The 20366-nt window shown below is 72.9% G+C and carries 17 protein-coding genes; 9 read left to right on the plus strand and 8 right to left on the minus strand.

What is annotated here, in order from left to right:
* Positions 1-75 precede the first annotated feature (75 nt).
* Positions 76-1278 carry a type III PLP-dependent enzyme gene (locus OG689_RS30100; RefSeq protein WP_266323995.1) on the minus strand — a complete coding sequence of 401 codons (1203 nt, stop codon included), beginning with the start codon at positions 1276-1278 and terminating at the stop codon, positions 76-78.
* Between the two features lie 1006 nt (positions 1279-2284).
* On the opposite strand from OG689_RS30100, the gene OG689_RS30105 reads away from it, so the two are divergent.
* Together OG689_RS30105 and OG689_RS30110 are read left to right on the plus strand one after the other, a co-directional pair.
* Entirely contained in the window at positions 2285-2596 is a 312-nt protein-coding gene (locus tag OG689_RS30105) for a hypothetical protein (RefSeq protein WP_266323996.1), read from the plus strand.
* Complete coding sequence (locus tag OG689_RS30110; RefSeq protein ID WP_266323997.1) at positions 2593-3330, plus strand: hypothetical protein; 738 nt, start codon at positions 2593-2595, stop codon at positions 3328-3330. The genes OG689_RS30105 and OG689_RS30110 overlap by 4 nt, the downstream gene beginning before the upstream one ends.
* A 100-nt stretch (positions 3331-3430) precedes the next feature.
* Here the strand turns inward: OG689_RS30110 and OG689_RS30115 are convergent, their stop codons facing one another.
* Positions 3431-5110, minus strand: coding sequence for an alkaline phosphatase D family protein (locus OG689_RS30115; RefSeq protein WP_266323998.1), 1680 nt, complete (start codon positions 5108-5110; stop codon positions 3431-3433).
* A 308-nt stretch (positions 5111-5418) separates the two neighbouring features.
* Between OG689_RS30115 and OG689_RS30120 the strand changes: the two genes are divergently transcribed.
* The 3 genes from OG689_RS30120 (at position 5419) to OG689_RS30130 (ending at position 7038) form a co-directional block, all read left to right on the plus strand.
* Positions 5419-6021, plus strand: a complete 603-nt coding sequence (locus OG689_RS30120; RefSeq protein ID WP_266323999.1) for a dienelactone hydrolase family protein — start codon at positions 5419-5421, stop codon at positions 6019-6021.
* A gap of 111 nt (positions 6022-6132) precedes the next feature.
* Complete coding sequence (locus OG689_RS30125; protein WP_266324000.1) at positions 6133-6525, plus strand: AraC family transcriptional regulator; 393 nt, start codon at positions 6133-6135, stop codon at positions 6523-6525.
* 102 nt (positions 6526-6627) lie between these two features.
* Positions 6628-7038, plus strand: a complete 411-nt coding sequence (locus tag OG689_RS30130; RefSeq protein WP_266324001.1) for a VOC family protein — start codon at positions 6628-6630, stop codon at positions 7036-7038.
* Positions 7039-7090: 52 nt separating this feature from the next.
* Here the strand turns inward: OG689_RS30130 and OG689_RS30135 are convergent, their stop codons facing one another.
* Positions 7091-7852, minus strand: coding sequence for a hypothetical protein (locus OG689_RS30135; RefSeq protein WP_266324002.1), 762 nt, complete (start codon positions 7850-7852; stop codon positions 7091-7093).
* Positions 7853-8023: 171 nt separating this feature from the next.
* On the opposite strand from OG689_RS30135, the gene OG689_RS30140 reads away from it, so the two are divergent.
* Positions 8024-8695 carry an N-acetyltransferase gene (locus OG689_RS30140; RefSeq protein ID WP_323189336.1) on the plus strand — a complete coding sequence of 224 codons (672 nt, stop codon included), beginning with the start codon at positions 8024-8026 and terminating at the stop codon, positions 8693-8695.
* Between the two features lie 3 nt (positions 8696-8698).
* Positions 8699-9961 (plus strand): hypothetical protein, encoded by a 1263-nt coding sequence (locus OG689_RS30145; protein ID WP_266324003.1) that lies wholly within the window; start codon positions 8699-8701, stop codon positions 9959-9961.
* Between the two features lie 17 nt (positions 9962-9978).
* Here OG689_RS30145 and OG689_RS30150 read toward each other — a convergent pair whose 3' ends face one another.
* The gene (locus OG689_RS30150; RefSeq protein ID WP_266324004.1) at positions 9979-11316 is read right to left on the minus strand and encodes a DUF2252 domain-containing protein; all 1338 of its coding nucleotides are present in this window, start codon (positions 11314-11316) and stop codon (positions 9979-9981) included.
* A 377-nt stretch (positions 11317-11693) separates the two neighbouring features.
* Between OG689_RS30150 and OG689_RS30155 the strand changes: the two genes are divergently transcribed.
* Positions 11694-12845, plus strand: a complete 1152-nt coding sequence (locus tag OG689_RS30155) for a S1 family peptidase (RefSeq protein WP_266327526.1) — start codon at positions 11694-11696, stop codon at positions 12843-12845.
* A gap of 135 nt (positions 12846-12980) precedes the next feature.
* Here the strand turns inward: OG689_RS30155 and dnaE are convergent, their stop codons facing one another.
* From dnaE to OG689_RS30175, 4 genes are all read right to left on the minus strand, one after another.
* On the minus strand, positions 12981-16535 hold the full coding sequence (gene dnaE, locus OG689_RS30160) for a DNA polymerase III subunit alpha (RefSeq protein ID WP_266324005.1): 3555 nt from the start codon (positions 16533-16535) through the stop codon (positions 12981-12983).
* A gap of 278 nt (positions 16536-16813) precedes the next feature.
* Entirely contained in the window at positions 16814-17650 is an 837-nt protein-coding gene (locus OG689_RS30165; protein ID WP_266324006.1) for an RDD family protein, read from the minus strand.
* A 204-nt stretch (positions 17651-17854) separates the two neighbouring features.
* Positions 17855-18307 carry a type II toxin-antitoxin system PemK/MazF family toxin gene (locus tag OG689_RS30170; RefSeq protein ID WP_266324007.1) on the minus strand — a complete coding sequence of 151 codons (453 nt, stop codon included), beginning with the start codon at positions 18305-18307 and terminating at the stop codon, positions 17855-17857.
* A gap of 88 nt (positions 18308-18395) precedes the next feature.
* A complete protein-coding gene (locus OG689_RS30175) occupies positions 18396-19331 on the minus strand; it encodes a LysR family transcriptional regulator (RefSeq protein WP_266324008.1) in 936 nt (311 codons plus the stop codon).
* 72 nt (positions 19332-19403) lie between these two features.
* Here OG689_RS30175 and OG689_RS30180 point away from each other — a divergent pair, with 72 nt between their 5' ends.
* Positions 19404-20306 carry a dihydrodipicolinate synthase family protein gene (locus tag OG689_RS30180; RefSeq protein WP_266324009.1) on the plus strand — a complete coding sequence of 301 codons (903 nt, stop codon included), beginning with the start codon at positions 19404-19406 and terminating at the stop codon, positions 20304-20306.
* The last annotated feature ends 60 nt before the right edge of the window (positions 20307-20366 follow it).

A 20366-nucleotide genomic window follows, 5' to 3' on the forward strand; every position in this document is an offset into this window, starting at 1 on the left:
GTCAATACGAAAACCGCCGCAGCCGTATCCCCGGGCGTTTTCGGGGACGCGCCGTAACCGGCCGTGTCTTTCGGGTCACCGGGCGGCCGCCGGCTCGCCGGGGACCCAGCCGTACGGCAGCGGATCGAATCCGTTGAATCCCTGGGTCATGTAACTCCCGGCATAGGCACCGGCGGAGAGGATCCAGACCGGGTCCCCGGAGGCGACCGTGCTGGGCACCTGGACCCGGCAGTGCTCATGGGCGTACGCGTCGTCGCTGTCGCAGCTCGGGCCCGCCACCACCGCCGGGACGTACTCCGCGTCCGGGTGGGAGGGGAAGACCAGCCGGTACTGCAACTCGTCCATCTCGTACAGCCCGTTGAACTTCCCGCAGCTGAGGTAGAGCCAGTGCCGGCGCTCGCCGTCGAGCTGCTCGCGGGAGGACAGCCGGGCCACGTGGGCCTTGATCGCACCCTGGTCGGCGACCAGGTAGCGGCCCGGCTCCATGACGAAGGCCAGCTCGGAGCCGGCGACCTCGCGCAGCCGTTCGACGCCCTCGCGGATCACGGCGAACATCTTGTCCAGCGGCGGGTCGAGCGGATTGCCCCGCCGGTCGAGGTAGCCGAGGGCGGGCAGGCCGCCGCCCAGGTTGACGTGGTCGAGCAGGATCCCGCGCCGCCGGAGGTCCACCAGTACGTCGCCGATCCGCTCGAAGGCGTCCTGCCAGGCCTCCGTCGTCATCTGCTGCGAGCCGACGTGCACGGACAGGCCGGCCGGGGTCAGCCCCGCCGCCCGGGCGGCCTCCAGGACGAGCACCGCGTCGGCGCCGGAGCAGCCGAACTTCTGGCTGAGGCCCCAGAGCGCGCCCTCCCCGCTGGTGGCCAGCCGGCAGAACACCCGGGCGCCGGGGGCGTGCGCGGCGATCGCCTCGACGTCCTCCAGGCTGTCGGTGGCGAAGTCCCTGACGCCGAGCCGGTACGCCTCGGCGATGCTCCGGTCGGACTTCACGGTGTTGCCGTAGTGGATCCGGCCGATGGGCACGCCCGTCCGGACGGCCTGGGTGATCTCGTTGGGGCTGGCCGCGTCGAAGCCGGCGCCCATCGCGACCAGGTGGGCCAGCACCTCGTCCACCGGGCAGGCCTTCATGGCGAACCGCACGGCGACGCCGGGCAGTTCCTCGACCAGGGTGGCGTACCGCTCGCCGATCCCGGCGAGGTCGTAGATGATCCGGTCCTCGGACTCGGCGGCCAGGGCGGCGTGCAGGCCCCTGCTGATGGTGGCCGTGCCCGGGCCGCTCACCGGCGAACCCGTCCGGGTCGGCCGTCACGGCCGGTGCGGTCACTACGGTCGCTCCGGTCGGCGCAGCGGGCGCGGCCGCGCGGCGGCGCCTGCCGGGCCGGACGGTCGCAGGAGGGCGACTCCCGCGGGGGGATCGGCCCCAGGGGATCCTGGGCGGGAGGGGTCTCGCGGTAGGTGCGGACGTGCGGCCGATTCGAGGTGAAGCGGCGGTGATGTCGGTCGGGTCGGGTCATGCGGTCACTCCAGGCTTCTGGTCTTCGGTGACAGGGCGGAACAGGAGCAAGCACGGTGGGGCCGGGTTCGGCTGACGGCGGGCAGCTCGCCGCGGAGGCGTCGGGAATTCCCGTCGCGGAGCTGGTGGTCGTCGGAGGGTGAGGCGCCTGGATTCCGCCCCCGGGGAATAGTCGCCCTCACGAGTCCTGACCCTACATTGGACTAGACCAACTTTCGGCGTCAAGCCTTTCGGGTCGGTAACTCGCCTCCAGGTGTGGCAAAACAGTGAATTGACGCCCTGAAGGTCATTCGCAGAGCGCCCGGAAGGGCAATCAATGGCAACTCGTGACGGCGCGCATTATGTGTAATACGAAAACAAAGAACGGCGCCCGACTGAAGGCGGTGCCGCCATTGCGCCCGCCCCGGCGGCGCGGGGGCCGTCGGATCAGCACGCTCCGGATGTGCTGAAACCGTGCTGTGCTGACGATTCGTCACCGGCCCCGGGTGCGCCGCGGCCGCGGGCGGAAGCCGTGCCGAGGAGCGGTGCGGCCGCAGCGGGGTGACGACGCTCGGGGCCCGGCGCGCCCTCCGTGGCGGGCCTGCGCCGTCGAGGGGAGGATTCGGCTCTCCCGCCTCCCGCCGACCCGGATCGGTAGTACGGTCTGACGCAACGTCATACAGCTGGGGAGGCAGGGTGACCGACGAGGAGGCCGCGGTCGGGTGGCTGTTCGCCTGGGCGGCGGGCGGGGCACGCCCGGGGGGTGATCGCGGTCCGGGCGGTGCCATGGGCCGTGTGCACGAGATCGTGAGCGGCAGGCTGGGGAACGAGACGGCGCTGCTCCGCCTGCGGGAGGAGGCCGAGGCCGGCCGACCTGCCGCGTCGCAGGACACACGCAGGTGGCTGGAGCTGGTCCTGCGGGACGCCGCCGGCCGTGACCCGGTGTTCGCCGCGGCCCTGCGGAGCGCGCTGGCGGACGTCCAGGAGGAGGCCCGGCAGGCCGCGCCCCCCGGGTACTCGGTGTCGGGCAACGTCTTCCACGGCCCCGTCGCGGTACAGGTGGGGCCCGACGGCTACCAGGTCAACAACTTCGGACGCACGAGATGACGGATCCCAGATTCCGGCCGACGAATCCGGGTTACGCGCCTCCGCACACGATCAACGGCCCGGCGGGCCTGCAGTACGGTCCCAACGGCGTCCAGGTGAACGTTCCCGCGCCGGCCGGCCTCGGGCGCGGGGTGATCGCCATGCTGGTGCTCGCCTCACTGGTCATGCTCACCGGCGGAATCCTGTTCGTGAGCAAGGTCGCGGGGGTTTCGAACGGAGCGGCACCGAGCGGCCCGCAGACCTTCGGTGCGAACCCCGGCGCCGGCCCCACCGGGGCCGCGCCCGCACCGGACGGCTCCTCCGGGTCGGCGGGAGCGCCGCCGTCCGCCGCGGCGCCCTCCGCGGCCGCCCAGGGAGTCCGGTGGCAGGGAAAGGCGCGGGTGTCCTACTTCGGCCTGCGTCTCGACGCGACCCCGCCGAGCGCCGGCAGCGGTGACGCGTCCGACGTCCGGCTGAACCCGCTGGACGGCACGATCATGGGGACCGACGGCCAGGCCGGCCTCGGCAACCTCACACTGTGGACCGGACGGGGCACGCCCACCGGCCGGCAGTGCGCCGAGAGCATCGCCCAGGGCGGCGCCTCCTACCTCCAGGTGGCGGAGGGCAGCGTGGTGTGTGTGGGGACCAAGGCCGGGCGGGTGGCCCTGCTGACCATCACGACGGTGGGCAACGACTTCGTCAACGGGGGCACGGCCGACGTGATCGTCTGGTCGGAGATCTTCGGCCGGAGCTGACGGCCCGTCCGCGCCGGCCGCGGGTGCCGCCCGAACGGCCGGGCCGCCCGAACGGCCGGGCCGCCCGCACCCGGCAGGGGTGCGGGCGGCCCGGCGGGTGTCACTTCACCGGCGCCCAGACGCGCTCCAGGGCCTGGCTGCCGGAGCGGCTGCGGTAGGAGCGGGTCCAGGTGCTGGTGGCGTCGCGCCTGGTGCGGTCGGACAGGATGTAGTAGTCCATCTGGACCTGGTCCGGGGTGACGTCCAGGACGCCGTAGCCGTGCGAGTCCAGGTCGATCCACTTCAGGTGGCGGTTGGCGGCCTTGAGGGCCCCCGCGGCGACCAGGGAAATGGTCTGCGGGGCGACCTTCAGGAAGTCGTCGACGTTGTCCGAGGTCACCGAGGTGACCACGAACTCGGTGGCGACGCTGCCCGAGGCCGGGTAGGTGGCGGCCTCGTTCGGCACGTCGGCCGCCCACGCCGAGTGGATGTCACCGGTCAGGAACACCGTGTTGCGGATGCCCTGCGCCTTGAGGTGGCCGAGCAGTTCGCGGCGGTCGTGGGTGTAGCCGTCCCACTGGTCCGGGTTGATCGCCAGGCCCTCGCCGGGCAGGCCGAGCAGCTTGGCGAGCGGGCGCAGCAGGTAGTCCGGCAGGGACAGGAAGGCGACCGGCGAGATCATCACCGAGTTGCCGACCAGCCGCCAGGTGGTGTCGGAGGAGGAGAGCCCGGCCTTCAGCCAGTCCAGCTGCGCCCGGCCGGTGATCGTACGGTCGGCCGAGTCGACGTCCCCGTTGCCGACCTTCACCTGCGCGGAGCGGAACGAGCGCAGGTCGAGCAGCGAGAGGTCGGCCAGCTTTCCGTAGCGCAGGCGCCGGTAGGTGGTGCCGGCGATCGACGGGCGGACGGGCATCCACTCGAAGTACGCCTGCTTCGCCGCGGCGACCCGGGCCGCCCAGTCGCCCTCGGTGCCCGGCGTGTGGTTCTCGGCGCCGACCGAGGAGGCGTCGTTGGCGAACTCGTGGTCGTCCCAGATCGCGATGGTCGGGATGGTCGCGTGCAGGGCCTGCAGGTCCGGGTCGGTCTTGTAGGCGCCGTGCCTGGTCCGGTAGTCGGTGAGGTCCAGGATCTCGTGGGCCGGCTGGTGCGGGCGCACCACCTTGCCGGCGGCGCAGAACTCGCCCGTCTTGTACTCGTAGATGTAGTCGCCGAGGAAGAGGAAGACGTCGAGGTCGCCGCGCGCGGCCAGGTGCCGGTACGCGGAGAAGTAGCCCGCCTCCCAGTTGGCGCAGGAAGCGACGCCCAGCCGCAGCCGCTGCACGGCGGCGTCGCTCGCGGGGGCGGTCCGGGTGCGGCCGACCGGCGAGGTGACGCCGCCGGCCGTGAAGCGGTACCAGTACGTGGTGTCGGGCCGCAGGCCGCGGGCGTCGACCTTCACGGTGTGGTCGGTGCCGGCGGAGGTGGCCACCGAGCCGCTCACGGCGAGGGTCGCGAAGCTGCGGTCGGTGGCCAGCTCCCAGCGGACCTCGGTGTCCGGCCCGAGGCCCGAGCCGGGTACGGCGGCCGGGGTCGGGGTGACCCGGGTCCACACCACGACACCGTCGGGGAGCGGGTCGCCGGAGGCGACGCCGTGGACGAAGGCCGGGGCCTGGGCCGGCGCGGTGTCGGCGACGGCGCGCTCGCCGAGGGCCAGCGGCAGGGTCGCTGCCCCGGCGGCGATCGCGGTGGCCTTGAGCACCTGGCGGCGGCGCGGGCGGGTGGCGGCATCGGCCAGGGGCTTGTCATGTATGGGATCAATCACGCGCTCAGGCTACCGCCCGGTAATGCCGCCGCCCATAGGTGGGACTGACTGTTCGTCGACTCTTCACCGACCCGTGCACACCGGCACCGGCCCGCGTCCGCCACGCCACCCGGCGGCCACGCGGCCACGCGGCCACGCGGCCACGCGGCCACCCGCCGCCCGGGCGCGCGCGGACGGCCGGACGCCGGCGAGCGTGCGAGGTGCGCGCCGGGTGCCCGGGAGCACAGCACGGCGCGGGCCGCAGGATCGCGCCGGAAGATGCGGGATCATGGGAGGCGACCCGACCGAGATCGCGAAGGAACGCACCCGTGGCCCAGATCGTCCTCCTCCACTCCGCCTACGGCCTGCGCCCGGCCGTCCACGCGGCCGCCGACCGGCTGCGCGCCGCCGGCCACCAGGTGCACACCCCCGACCTCTACGACGGCCGGACCTTCGACAGCGTCGAGGAAGGCATGGCGTACAAGGAGGAGATCACCAGCGACGAACTGCTGCGCCGGGCGATCACCGCCGTCGTCCCGCTGCTCACCCCCGTGAACGGCACCACCCCGCCGCCGGAGGGCCTGGTCTACGCCGGCTTCTCGCTCGGCGGCGCCCTCGCCCAGAACCTCGCCCTCGCGGACGAGCAGGCCAAGGGCCTGTTGCTGCTGCACGGCACCTCCGACATCCGGGACGACGCGGCGACCTCGATCCCCGTCCAGTTGCACGTCGCGGAGCCCGACCCGTTCGAGTCCGAGGACTGGCTCAACGCCTGGTACCTGCGGATGCGCAAGGCCGGCGCCGACGTCGAGGTCCACCGCTACCGGGGCGCCGGCCACGTCTTCACCGACCCGGACCTGCCCGACTGGGACGCCGAGGCCGCCGAGCAGACCTGGGCGGCCGCACTGGACTTCCTGGCGGAACTGGACGCCTGAGGGACGTCCGACGGACGGCTCCCGGCGGGCACCGTACGGGGGCGGGCGATCCCCCCGGCGGGAGGCCGCCGAACTTGGCCCGGACAGCGCGGAACGTGGTCTGATGGCGTCGTGAGCCGAGCCGCCGAAGAGACCAACCGCCTGATGCTGCGGGCCCGGGACGCGATGGACCGTGCCTACGCGCAGCCGCTGGACGTCCCGGCGCTGGCCCGGATCGCCCATGTGTCCGAGGCGCACTTCTCGCGGACCTTCCGGGCCACCTTCGGCGAGACGCCGCACCGCTACCTGCAGCGCCGCCGGGTCGAGCGGGCGATGTTCCTGCTGCGGGAGAGCGGGCGCAGCGTGACGGACATCTGCTTCGAGGTCGGCTTCGGCAGCCCGGGCACCTTCAGCCGGACGTTCCACGACATCGTCGGGCGCTCGCCACGGGCGTACCGGAAGGAGGCGGCGGCCACCTTCGTGCCGACCTGCTTCACGATGGCCTGGACCCGCCCGAGCGCGTGACCGGGCGCCGCCGGGCCCGGGGCCGCCCCCGCAGCACGAGCGGTGGCCGGTCGAGCGGTTTCGGATAAGTTTTCGCCGGGCCCGCCCACTAGGGTCGAGCCCATGTTCAACGCCATCACGCACTCGCAGATTTTCGTTCTCGACCAGGACGAGGCCCTCGACTTCTACGTCGGCAAGCTCGGCCTGGAGGTCGCCGCCGACGTCGACATGGGCTTCATGCGCTGGCTCGCGGTCAGCGTCCCGGGCCACCCGGAGCGCCAGATCCTGCTGGAGCGGCCGGGCGCCCCGGCGATGTCCGAGGAGACGGCGCAGCAGGTCCGGGAGCTGGTCACCAAGGGCGCCACCGGCGGCTGGCTGATCTTCACCACGGAGGACTGCCACAAGACGTACGAGACGCTGCTGGGCCGGGGCGTCGAGTTCACCGAGGAGCCCACCGAGCGCCCGTACGGCATCGACTGCGGCCTGCGCGACCCGTTCGGCAACCGCATCCGCTTCACCCAGCTGAAGGGCTGAGGGCGGCCCGAGGGGTCACGCCCGGCCCGCCCGGCCGTGACCCGTCGCCCGGTCAGCCCTGGTGCCGGTCCTCCGGCCGGTCGGCCGGCGGCGTGGCGGGCGGAGCACCGGGCGGAGCGGGCGTGTACGGCTGCGCGGGCGGGAAGGGCGGCGCCCCGGTGTACTGCGGGGGAGCCGCGAACGACGGGGCCGGCGTGTACGGCGGCGCGGAGCCGAACGGCTGGCCGGGGCCACCGGGTTGGGCCGGGAACGGCGCCGGCTGCGGGTACCCGAGGTACGGGTTCTGCTGCGGCCCGGCAGCGCCGGGCACCGGACCGCGGGGGCGGGTGGCCAGCACCACGACGGCGACGACGAGCGCCAGCACCACGGCAAGCACCCGGGTCAGGTTCAGCATCAGGGAGGAGAAGGGCTCGGCGAACCGCCCGGCGGTGAACTCGTTGGTCAGCTCGTAGATCAGGAAGGCCCCGGCCGAGTACCCGTCCACGGCGAACAGCGCGACGGCCGCCGGACGCACCCAGCGCCGGCCGGTGAACGCGGCGACGGCCAGCACGACCAGCGCCACCGTCAGCGCGGAGTCGTAGCCGAAGAAGCCGACCGGAGCCTCCTGGACGTAGTGGTCGAAGCTGAGGCCCAGCGCGGTCGGCAGGTAGCCCGGGCCCTGCTGGCTGATGTCGTAGGCGAGGATGCCCAGTTCGCTCAGCAGCATCACGACCGACAGGAGGCCGATGGTGATCAGGGCTCCGTCGGGGCCCCGCCGCACGGGTGCCACCGGGCGTCCGTCGGCCGGCGGTGTCCGATAAGGGTCGAACGTCACGAAGTCCCCCTTGAAGTACCCATTTTCACGTTGTCGGTCGAGGCTAGCGTGCCCGGATGTCCGGGGGAATACGACTGGGGCCACCCGGGTCGGGCCGCCGGTCTCGCAGGCGCGCCCGGCGGGCGGAAATCCCCGCGCCCCGCCGGCCGGTCAGGGCATAGCCTCACGCGCATGACCCCCGATCCCTCGCCAGGGCACCCCGGAACCACCCCCGCCCCGACCGCCGTGACCACGCCGACCGCCGCGACCGCTGTGACCGCCCCGACCACCGCCGCCGGGCAGCCCGACCCCGGCCGGCTCGGCATCCGGCCGGAGAGCGCCGACGACCACCTCGCTGTGCACGCCCTGCACACCCGCGCCTTCGGCGACGACGGCCGGGTGGCCCGGCTGGTGGCGGCGCTCCGCGGGGCGGGCGCCGGGCCGGCGCCGCTGTCGTTCGTCGCGGTGCTGGACGGCACCGTGGTCGGCCACGTCCTGCTGAGCGGATGCCGGCTGGACGCCCCGCGCCGGATCGTGGACGTGCTCAGCCTCTCGCCGCTCGGCGTGCTCCCGGAGCACCAGGGCCGGGGCGTCGGGACGCGGCTGGTCCGGCACGCCCTCGCGGCGGCCGAGGAGACGGGCGCGCCGCTGGTCTTCCTGGAGGGCGACCCCGGCTACTACCGCACCCGCGGATTCGAGCCGGCCGTCCCGGCCGGCTTCCGCTCCCCGTCGCTGCGCATCCCCGAACCGGCCTTCCAGGTGGCCCGGTTGTCCGCCCATGAGCCGTGGATGACGGGCACCTTCGTGTACTCGGAGGCCTTCTGGGCGCTGGACTGCGTCGGCCTGCGCGACCCGGAGGCCTGACCGGTGGGCGACGGCGACGGAGGGGAGGGCGACGGGAGGGAGGAGGCGTGGAGGTACGCGCCGGCCGGCACCCTGGAGGGGCTGCTGCAGCGCGGTCATGGCCTCGGCGCGCTCCTGGCGGCCGGTGATCCGCAGGCGCCCCGGCTGGTCTACGAGTGCATCCGGCGGGACTGCCGCCGGGACACCAACAGCGACGAGCGTCATCGCTACCTGGCCCGGCTGGTACGGGACTTGGAGCTGCCGCTGGCGCCGGTCGTGGCCCTGCTGGAGGGCGGCGAGGTCGGGCACGGGAGCGTGTCCGAGGTGCTCAGGCTGCTCGCCCTGGCCGGTTCGGCCGAGGCCCGGGAGGCGCTGCGGGCGTACATCCGTGACGGGGAGCGCTGGATGTCCGTCCTGGAGTCCGTCGCCGGGAGCTGGCCGGTGGCGGACTGGGACGACCTGCTGGAGCCGGTTCGGGCCCGACTCGCGGGTGAGGAGCCGGATCTTTGGGGGCAGGAGCCCTGGCTGCGGTGGGGGAGCCGGCTCGGCCTGGTCGAACCGCCCATCGTCGGACGCCGGCCCGACGCCCTCACCGGCCTGGACGTCGAGCGGCTGCTCACGCTGATCGCCGACCCCCGGGCGTCCGTGGGGGCCAGGAGCGAGGCTCTGTGGAGCCTCGCCCGCCGTTCGCCGAAGCCGTCCTCCGACGTCCTCGCGCCACTGCTCGGGCTGGTCCCCTCGCTCGGGACCGGGAACGGGCGGCCGGTCCCGGGGCTGCGCAGGGCGCTCGAACTGCTCGGCGCCACGGCCGTGCCCGCCGCCCGCGGGTGGGCCGACTCGGCGGAGCCCTGGCTCGCCTCACTGGCGCTGGACGTGCTGGCCGCCCACGGCGAGCTCCAGGACCTGCCCGTGCTGCTCGCCGAGATGCAGGCGCTGCGGGCCCGCCGCGAGTGGTGCGGCTACAAGAGCCTGGCGCTCGCCCTGGCCAGGTTCGGCCCGGCGGCGGCCGAGGCCGTGCCGCTGCTGCGCCTGCTCCTGCAGCGCAACCCCCACAGCTACGAACGGGCCTCGTACCTGACGGCGCTGGCGGCGATCGACCCGTCCGGGCTCGACCCGGTGTACGTGCGGGCGCTCTGGGACCGCGAGTCGGACGTCCGCCTGCTGGGGATCGCCTCGGCGCCGGACGGCCCGCGGGTCCGCGAGCGGCTGGCCCGGCTGGCGGCCGACCCGATCGAGGACCCGGTGGTCAGGGCCGCCGCCGCGGAGCGGGTGGCGGCCCTGAACTGACTTACCGGTGAGGGGTGTTACAGGCCGGGGATGCGGCCGTTGCGGAACAGGTCGACGAAGATCTGGTGGTCCTGCCGGGCCCGGGCGCCGTAGGCGTGGGCGAAGTCGACCAGCATGGTGGTGAAGCCCTCCTCGTCCTTGCCGATGGCCGCGTCGATGGCGTGCTCGGTGGAGAACGGCACCAGGGTGTGGCCGCTGGAGGACTCGTCGGCGGCGGCGTGCATGGTGGCGGTGGCCCGGCCGAGGTAGTCGATCACCGAGTGGAGGTCGGCCTGCTCGTTGAGGTCGGTCCAGTCGAGGTCGGTGGCGTACGGGGAGACCTCGGCGACCAGCTGGCCCTGGCCGCGCAGCGAGGCGTAGCCGAGCCACGGGTCGCTGTGCGCCTGCAGGGCGCGCTGGGAGATGACCGTGCGGTGGCCCTCGTGCTCGAAGTAACCGCGGATCTCGGGGTCGGTGATGTGCCGGGAGACGGCCGGGGTCTGGCCCTGCTTCATGTAGATGATGACGTCGTTCTCCAGGGCGTCGGTGTGCCCCTCCAGCAGCAGGTTGTACGAGGGCAGGCCGGCGCTGCCGATGCCGATGCCGCGGCGGCCGACGACGTCCTTGACCCGCAGGGCGTCCGGGCGGGTGCGGGTGGCCGGCGGCAGGGTGGTGAGGTAGGCCTCGAAGGCGGCGAGCACCTCGGCCTTGGTGGCCTCGTCCAGTTCGAACGCGCCGCCGCCCTTGCGGAACCGGCGGTCGTACCCGTCGACGACGGTCTCGGAGTCCAGCAGGGCGACCCGGGTCTGCAGGCGGGCCCGGCGCAGCGTCTCCAGGATCGGGCCGGTGGCGGTGTCCAGGGTGACGGAGGTGCTCTCGCCGTCGCGGACCAGGGCGGTGATCTGCGCGCGGTAGGCGGCGGCGAAGGTGCGGACGAGTTCGGTGATGGTGCTGTCGGAGAGCGCCTTGGCGTAGCCGATCAGCGCGAGGCTGGCGGCCAGGCGCTGGACGTCCCAGGTGAAGGCGCCGACGTAGGCCTCGTCGAAGTCGTTGACGTTGAACACCAGCCGGCCCTCGGAGTTGAGGTAGCTGCCGAAGTTCTCGGCGTGCAGGTCGCCGTGGATCCAGACCCGGCTGGTGCGCTCGTCGAGGAAGGCGGCGCCGTAGCCGTCGTAGGGCGCGGTGGTGAGGTCGGCGTAGTAGAGGCCGGCGGTGCCGCGGTAGAAGGCGAAGGCGGAGGCGGCCATCTTGCGGAACTTGACCCGGAAGGCGGCCGGGTCCTGGGCGAGCAGCTCGCCGAAGGCGGCTTCGAAGACCCGCAGGATGGTCTCGGCGCGCTCGGGTTCGCGGTGGGCGGCGGTGAGCTGGTCGGGCATGGAGGTGTCCTTCTGTGACGCGTGGCAGTCCCCGCGCGGGGACGAGGCGGGCGGCCGTGGCCAATCCGGAGACTACCGGTCCGGCCTCGCGGGGGACGCATCGGACGAGCCGCCGCGGGCCCTCGCACCGGCGGTCTGGGAGCGCTTCCCGGCCACGGTGACAGCCGCGCGTCCGGCCCCGATCGGGCCGATTCGGCGTCAGATTCTGTGCGGGGGAGTTCGGTTGGCGTGGTTGACGCGGACATTCAACGATGTAAAGCTACCCAGCGCGGTCTAGACCCGTAGTTTCAGAGAGCGCTCTCTCCCCGTAAGGCAGGCCCCACCCCGCCCCGGATCAGAGGAGATCAGCGGTGCGAAACACCCTTGCCCGGGTGGCCATGGCCACCCTCATGACGCTGTCCACGCTCGGCCTCGGCGCCTCGGCCGCCGTGGCCGCCGACCGTACGGGAGGCACCCCCGCCACCGGCACGGCCCGGCCGCTGTCGCCGGGACTCACCGACGCGCTCCGGCGCGACCTCGGCCTCACCGAGGGTCAGGCCGCCCGCCGGCTGGCCCGGGAGGATCTCGCGGCCCGGCTGGCACCCCGGGCCGAGCAGCTCGCCGGCCCGGCCTTCGGCGGCTCCTGGTACGACGCCGACCGGGAGACCCTGGTGGTCGCCGTCACCGACGCCGCGCGGAGCGGCGCGCTCCGGGCGGCGGGGGCCGAGACGGTCGTCGTCCGGCACTCGCAGCAGGAGCTCGACACCGCCAAGGCCGCCATCGACACCCGCTCCCGGGCCGCCGCGGCCCCGGCGGGAGTGAGCAGTTGGCGGGTCGATCCGCGGCGCAACAGCGTGGTGGTCGAACTGGCCCCCGGCGCCCGCCAGGACGCCCGGGTGGCCGCCTTCGTCGCCGCCGCCGAGCAGGCCGGCCCGGTGACGGTCGAGGAGCAGAGCGCCGACCGCACGCCGCGCACCCTGTCGGCGGGCGTGGTCGGCGGGGACCCGTACTACATCAACGGCAACACCCGCTGCTCGATCGGGTTCGCGGTGCAGGGCGGCTTCGTCAGCGCCGGGCACTGCGGCGGTGCCGGCAGCAGCGTGGTCGGCTGGGACGGGTCCGCGATGGGCTCGTTCGCCGGCTCGTCGTTCCCGGGCAACGACTACTCGTTCATCCGGATCGGCAACGGCTGGTGGACCGTCCCCGTGGTCCTCGGCTGGGGCACCGTCAGTGACGTGCTGGTCCGCGGGTCGTGGCAGGCGCCGGTCGGCTCCTCGGTCTGCCGTTCCGGCTCCACCACCCATTGGCACTGCGGCACCGTGCAGGGCCTCAACGAGACGGTGAACTACAGCCAGGGCGCGGTCTACCAGGTGACCCGCACCAGCGTCTGCGCCGAACCGGGCGACTCCGGCGGCTCCTTCATCACCGGGGACCAGGCACAGGGCGTGACCTCCGGCGGCTGGGGCAACTGCAGCAGCGGCGGGCAGACCTGGTTCCAGCCGGTGAACGAGATCCTCTCGGTCTACGGCCTGTCCCTGGTCACCGCCTGACCCGCTGAGGCCGTGCGTCCCGGCCCCGGGGGCTTCGGGGCCGGGACGCACGGCCCGGGGGAGCCGTACGCCGGGTGGCCCGCCGACCGTTCGGTTCGGCGGGCCACCCGGCGTACGGCCGGCACGCGGCCGGTGTCAGATGCTCCAGGCCGAGGGCCCGAGCAGCGTCTTGACCTCGCTCGCGAAGGCGTTGTCGGTGTTGACCAGGAAGCCCAGCTCGTACAGGACGTTCTTCTGCCGGCTGGTGGTCAGCAGCCGCACCGGCACGTCACCGGGGTGCGCCCGCAGGGAGCGCTTGAGCTCGCGGACCATGTGCGGGTTGACCTTGGTCTCGGGCACGGTGATCTGGATCGGCGGCTTGCCGCCGTGCTCGGCGGAGGAGATGTCCAGCTGGGTGATCTCCTGCCCGAAGATGCTCAGGGACCCGTCGCGCTCGTTGAGCCGCCCGCGGGCCGAGATGACGTTGTCCTCGACCATCTGGTCGGCCATCAGGTTGTAGGTGGCGGGGAAGAACAGCACCTCGACCGAGCCGTCGCGGTCGGCGAGGGTGATGATCGCCCAGGCGTTGCCGGCCTTGTTGATCCGGCGGTCGACCGAGGTGATCAGGCCGGCGAGCTTGACCTCGCCCTCGGTGCGGCCGGAGCCGAGGAGTTCGGCGATCGAGATGTCGCGGTTGCGGGAGAGGATGTGCTCGGCGCCGTCCAGCGGGTGGCTGGAGACGTACAGGCCGAGCATCTCCCGCTCCAGGCTGAGCAGTTGCTTGCGCGGCCATTCGCGGTCGGTGAGTTCGAAGTCCAGGCCGATGGTGGGGATGTCCTCGCCGGTGTCCATCGCGCCGAAGAGGTCGTCCTGGCCGATGGCCTGCTGCTTCTTGACGCCGGTGACCGCGTCGATGGCGTTCTCGTGGACGGTGGTCAGCGAGAGGCGGGTGTGCCCGAGCGAGTCGAAGGCGCCGGCCTTGATCAGGGAGTCGACGGTGCGCTTGTTGCACACCACCAGTTCGACCTTGTCGAGGAAGTCGGCGAAGGAGGTGTACTTGCCCTTCTCGCCACGGGTCTTGACCAGCGACTCGATGACCGGCACGCCGACGTTGCGGACGGCTTTGAGGCCGAAGCGGACGTCGTTGCCGACGGCGGTGAAGTCGACCACGGACTCGTTGACGTCCGGGGAGAGGATCTTGATGCCCATCTGGCGGCACTCCGCCAGGTAGACGGCCATCTTGTCCTTGTCGTCCGCCACCGAGGTCAGCAGGGCGGCCATGTACTCGGCCGGGTAGTTGGCCTTGAGGTACGCGGTCTGGTACGAGACCAGGCCGTACGCGGCGGAGTGCGATTTGTTGAACGCGTAGCCGGCGAACGGGACCAGCACGTCCCAGACCGCCTGGATCGCCTCGTCCGAGTAGCCGCGCTCCTTGCAGCCCGCGTGGAAGGGGACGAACTCCTTCTCCAGGACCTCTTTCTTCTTCTTGCCCATCGCGCGGCGGAGCAGGTCGGCCTGGCCGAGGCTGTAGCCGGCCAGCACCTGGGCGGCTCGCTGCACCTGCTCCTGGTAGACGATCAGGCCGTAGGTGGGGCCGAGGACCTCGCTGAGGGGTTCCTCCAGCTCCGGGTGGATCGGGATGATCTCCTGCTGGGCGTTCTTGCGCAGCGCGTAGTTGGTGTGCGAGTTCATGCCCATCGGGCCGGGCCGGTACAGCGCCGAGACGGCGGAGATGTCGGCGAACTCGGTGGGCTTCATCAGCTTCAGCAGGGCCCGCATGGGGCCGCCGTCGAGCTGGAAGACGCCCAGGGTGTCGCCGCGGGCGAGCAGTTCGTACGTGGTGGGGTCGTCGAGGGCGATCTTCTCGATGTCGACCTCGACACCGCGGTTGGCCTTCACGATCTTGATGCAGTGGTCGATGATGCCCAGGTTGCGCAGACCCAGGAAGTCCATCTTGATCAGGCCCATGGCTTCGCACGACGGGTAGTCGAAGCCGGTGATGATCACGCCGTCCTTGTCCCGCATGTGCAGCGGGACGAGTTCCAGCAACGGCGTCGAGGAGAGGATGACCGCGGCCGCGTGCACGCCGGTGCCGCGGATCAGGCCCTCGATGCCCAGTCCGGTGTCGATGATCTTCTTGACGTCGGGCTCGTTCTGGTACAGCGCCCGGATCTCGGTGCCCTCGTTGTACCGGGGGTGCTTCTCGTTGAAGAGGTCCGCGAGCGGCACGCCCTTGCCCATCACGTCCGGCGGCATCGCCTTGGTGATGCGGTCGCCCATCGCGAAGGGGTAGCCGAGGATGCGGTTGGCGTCCTTGACGGCGGCCTTGGCCTTGATGGTGCCGAAGGTGTTCACCTGGGCGGTGTACTCGGCGCCGTACTTGTCGGTGACGTAGCGCACCATCTGGTCGCGCTGGCGGTCGTCGAAGTCGATGTCGACGTCCGGGGGGTTGATGCGCTCGGGGTTCAGGAACCGCTCGAAGAGGAGGTCGTGCTCCAGCGGGTCCAGCTCGGTGATCCGGGTGAGGTAGGAGACCATCGAGCCGGCCGCGGAGCCTCGGCCCGGGCCGACCGGGATGCCGTTGTCGCGGGCGTACTGGCAGATGTCGGCGACCACGAGGAAGTACGCGTCGAAGCCCATCGGGGAGATGACGCCCATCTCCAGCTCGACCCGGTCCAGCACCTCCTGGCTCGGGTTGTCGCCGTAGCGGACCTGCAGGCCGGCCTTGATCTTCTGGCGCAGGAACGACGCCTGGGTCTCGCCCTCGGGCACGTCGAACTGCGGCATCCGGTCGACGTAGTTGAAGACCTCGTCGTACGGCTCGATCCGCTCGGCGATCGCCAGCGTGTTGGCGCAGGCCTCCGGCAGCTCGCTGAAGAGCGCCTGCATCTCCTCGGCGGTCTTCACGTAGTAGCCGTCGCCGTTGAACTTGAAGCGATTCGGGTCGTCCTTGTTCTTGCCCACGCCGACGCAGAGCAGGCTGTCGTGGGCGTCCGCCTGGTCCGCGGTCACGTAGTGCGAGTCGTTGGTGGCCAGCAGCGGGATGTCCAGTTCCTTGGCCAGCCGCAGCAGGTCCTGGCGGACGTCCCGCTCGATGGACAGGCCGTGGTCCATCAGCTCCAGGAAGTAGTTCTCCTTGCCGAAGATGTCCTGGTAGGCGCCGGCGGCCTTGACCGCCTCCTCGTACTGCCCGAGCCGCAGCCGGGTCTGCACCTCGCCGGAGGGGCAGCCGGTGGTGGCGATGATCCCGGAGGCGTTCGCGGCGATCAGCTCGCGGTCCATCCGGGGCTTCATGTAGTAGCCCTCCATCGACGCGAGCGAGGAGAGCTTGAACAGGTTCCGCAGGCCGGTGACGTTCTGTGCCCACATGGTCATGTGGGTGTAGCGGCCGCCGCCGGAGACGTCCTTGCCGCCCTCGCCGTCGGCGCTCACCTGCCGCTGCCCGCCGGGTGCCCAGAAGGTCGGCTTCTTGTGGAAGCGCGAGCCGGGCGCCACGTACGCCTCGATGCCGATGATCGGCTTCACGGCGCCGTCGAGCTTCTTCGCGCTCTGGAAGAACTCGTACGCGCCGAACATGTTGCCGTGGTCGCTCATCGCGATGGCGGGCATGTTCTGCCGCTGGGCCTCCGCGAACAGCTTGCCGTTCTTCGCGGCCCCGTCCAGCATCGAGTACTCGGTGTGGACATGCAGGTGAACGAAGCTGTCGGCCACGGTGGAAATGACTCCTCGGACATAGATCTCCGGCGGGGAAACCCCCACCCTAGCGCGGTCCGAAGATCGAAACCCTGAGCCTGACGAGGTGTCCGGGACGGGTGCGACAGTGACCGTCACTGCCCGTCGCCGGGCGGCGACCGAGGCGGTTCACGCCCGCCCGGTGACCGGTTCCGGCGGGTGGGCACGGGCGGGCCCAAGGGCTGTGAGACGTGTCACGCCGGACGGCCGGGAGCGTCGCGCCCCCGGCCGCCCGGCGTGTCCCGGACCGGCCGGGCTCAGTGCTCCTTGACCACCACGGTGCCGGCGGGCTTGTCGTGCAGGCACTGCTGGAACGGCTTGTCCCAGAGCTGCCACAGCACGTTCACCAGGGCGAACACGCTGCCCAGGCAGTAGACGGCCGACGGCAGCCCGTAGAGCGCGGCGCGGGTCCACAGGGCGTTGTCGGTCGGCCGCCCGCCGTGCTGCAGGGCCACCACCCGGATCCGCATCGCCTTCTTGCCCACGGTCTGCCCCTGCTGCGTGAGCAGCATGACGATCTCGTACCCGAAACCGGCCACCCCCAGCACCAGGTACATCACGAAGGAGTTGGCGCCGCCCAGCAGCAGGGCCAGCACCACGTAGGGGACCAGCAGGACGGCGAAGTCGATCAGCCGCGCCAGGAAGCGGTCGCCGGCCGAGGCCAGCGTGCGGGTGCCCGGCGTGGGCGGGCCGCCGTACGAGGCCGGCGGCGCGAGCCAGTGCGGCCAGCCCTGCTGCGCGCCGGGCGGCTGCCCGTACCCGGGCTGGGCGTAGGGCTGCTGGCCGTACGGTTGCTGCCCGTACCCGGGCTGGCCGCCGTAGGGCTGCTGCTCCGCGCCGTAGGGCGGCTGCCCGTACGCCGGCTGGTCCGCCCCGTACGGCGGCTGCTCGGCGCCGTAGGGCGGCTGCGGGGCGCCGTACCCGGGCCCGCCGGCGGGCGGGGCGGGCTGCTGCGGGTAGCCGTAGGGCTGTCCGGGCTGTCCGGGCTTTCCGTACGGGTCCTGGGCAGGCGGTTGCGGCCCGTACGGGGTCTGGCCGTAGGGGTTGTTCGGGTCGGACGGGTAGCCGTATCCCGGCGGGTTGTGAGTGCTCATGCTCCCGGCTCAGTTCGTCGTTGACTGTCCGGCCCGTTCCAGTCCTGTCGGGCCTCCTCCGGAGCAGATCACGTCCATCGGCGCGTGAACAGTCCGGGTCGGTCCCGATCCGCTCGGACCGGCCCCGGGCGGGCCGGGGTCCCGAGCCGATCCCGAGCCGATCCAGGGCCGGTCCGGGCCGCGCGGGCGGTCGGGCGGGTGGGCTCAGCTCCAGCGGTAACGGAGCTTCAGACGGTGGGTGACGAGGTCGAACCTGGCCCGGTCGAGCGCGCAGGCCTCGCGGCGCATGCCCTCGTCGTGCACCCGCAGCACCCGCTCCAGCGAGACCCAGGAGTCGCGTCCGGTGCGGTCCCAGGGCCCGGCGCCGATCGGTACCCAGTCGCTGTCCGCGGTGTGCGCCTTGCTGGAGAGCATCACGGTGAGCAGCGTCCCGCCCGGCTCGCGGGCGACCACCAGCACCGGGCGGTCCTTGCCCCGGCCGTCGTTCTCCTCGTACGGGACCCAGGTCCAGACGATTTCGCCCGGGTCCGGATCGCCGTCGTGGTCGGGCGCGTACTCGGTGCGGACCGGGCCGATCCGCGAAGGGTCGACCTCGCTGGTCGCGAAGGGGCCGTGGGAGCCCGGGGCCTGCTCGGATCGCTGCGTCAATTCGGCCATGCGCGCAGGCTAGTGACCGGCGGCGAGGTGATCAAGAGCGGTGGCGGCCCGATCGGTGCAGGGCGGTCCGGGGGGGCGCCGGGCGCGCTCAGGGCGCGCTCAGGGGCGCGAGAGCCCGCGCCGGCGGGCCCTCGTCCAGGTCCGGCGGCAGCGCCGTGCGCAGGGCGGCGGTGAAGGCCGCCACCGCGGGATGGGCGGCGGCGCCGCTGCGGAACGCCGTACGGGTACGGCGGCACATCCCCAGCCTGGTGAGCGTGACGCCGGCGAGCTGCTCCGGGGCGCCCAGCCGGGGCACCAGGGCGACCCCCTGGCCGGCCGCCACCAGGGCCAGCACGGTGGCGAACTCGTCGACCTGGTGGCGCACCCGGGGCGTGAAGCCGGCCGCCTCGCAGGCCCTGGCGGCCATCGTCCGGCAGAGCGTGCCGGGAGTGCCCATGATCCACGGCGAGTCCCGCCAGCGGCCGACCGGATCCGGCCCGGCCGGCCGGGCGTCCGCCGGGGACGCCAGGTACATCGCCTCGCTGAACAGCGGCTCGGTGGCCAGCCCCGGCTCCTGGGGCGCGGGTACGAAGTCGTAGTCGTGCACCAGGGCCACGTCCAGCTCGCCGGCCCGCAGCGCGTCGCCGACCCGGGCCGGGTCCATCTCGGCGACCATCGGCTCCAGCCCCGGGTGTTCACGGGCCAGCGCGACCAGCGCGCCGGGGATGATCGCCCGGGCGGCCGACGGGAAGGTGCCGATCCGCAGCGATCCGGCCAACCCCCGCCGGGCGTCGGCCAGTTCGGCGCCGGCCAGTTCCAGTCGTTCCAGCACCGCCTCGGCGTGGCGGACCAGGTTCCGACCCGCCGGCGTCAGCGCGACCCGCCGCCCGGTGCGCTCCAGCAGCGGCACCCCGGCCTCCCGCTCCAGGACCGACAACTGCTGCGAGACCGCGGACGGACTGAAGGCGAGCGCCTCCGCCACCGCGGCGATGGTGCCCCGGTGGGCGAGTTCCCTGAGCAGGCGCAGGCGCCGGACATCGAGCATCGGTTCAGCTTACGGTTGTCGGCGGCAATATGAACTGGACCTGGCGGTCAGGTGCGGGCGAGGCTGATCACCATGAACCAGCACATCCCGCTGACGGGGATCTTCGTCCCCCTCGTCACGCCCTTCGCCGCCGACGGCACGGTCGCCCGGCCGGCCCTGGAGGCCCTGGCGCACAGCCTCCTGGACGAGGGCGTCGCCGGCCTGGCCGCCCTCGGCACCACCGCCGAGGCGGGCGCCCTGGACGAGACCGAGCGGCGCACCGTCGTCGAGGTGGTCGCCGCGGTCTGCCGCGAACGCGGCGCCACCCTGCTCGTCGGCACCGGCGGCGCCGGCACCCGGGGCGCCGCCGAGGCCCTGCTTGCCCTCGGCAAGGACACTCCGCAGGCGGCGGCCGCGATGGTGACCGTCCCGGCGTTCTCCCGCCCCGGCGAGGCCGGCGTGATCGCGCACTTCCGCCGCCTCGCCGAGGCCAGCCCCGTCCCGCTGGTCGTCTACCACATCCCGTACCGCACCGGGCAGCAGCTGAGCGCCGCCGCCCTGCTGGAGCTGGCCGCCGTACCCGGCATCGCCGGGGTGAAGTACGCCGTCGGCGGCATCGACCAGGACACCGTCGAACTGCTCGGCTCCGCCCCCGCCGGCTTCGCCGTCCTGGCCGGGGACGACGCCTTCCTCTCCCCGCTGCTCGCGCTCGGCGCCGCCGGCGGGATCCTGGCCTCGGCGCACCTCGCCACCACCCGCTTCGTCGAACTCGCCGCCGCCTGGCAGGCCGGCGAAGCAGCCCGCGCCCGCGTCCTCGGCCACCAGCTCGCGGCCCTCGCCAAGGCCGCCTTCGCCGGCCCCAACCCGACGGTGATCAAGGCCGCGCTGCACGCCCAGGGCCGGATCCCCACCCCGGACGTCCGGCTTCCGCTGCTGCCCGCCGGCCCGGTCGAGACCGCCGTCGCCCTGGCCGGAGCGGACCGCCTGACCCGGTGACGACGCCGCCCGCCGTTCACACCTTGGAATGCCTGGCGGCCCCGGCCGGGGTACAGGGCA

The sequence above is a fragment of the Kitasatospora sp. NBC_00240 genome (assembly GCF_026342405.1).
GTDB lineage: Bacteria > Actinomycetota > Actinomycetes > Streptomycetales > Streptomycetaceae > Kitasatospora.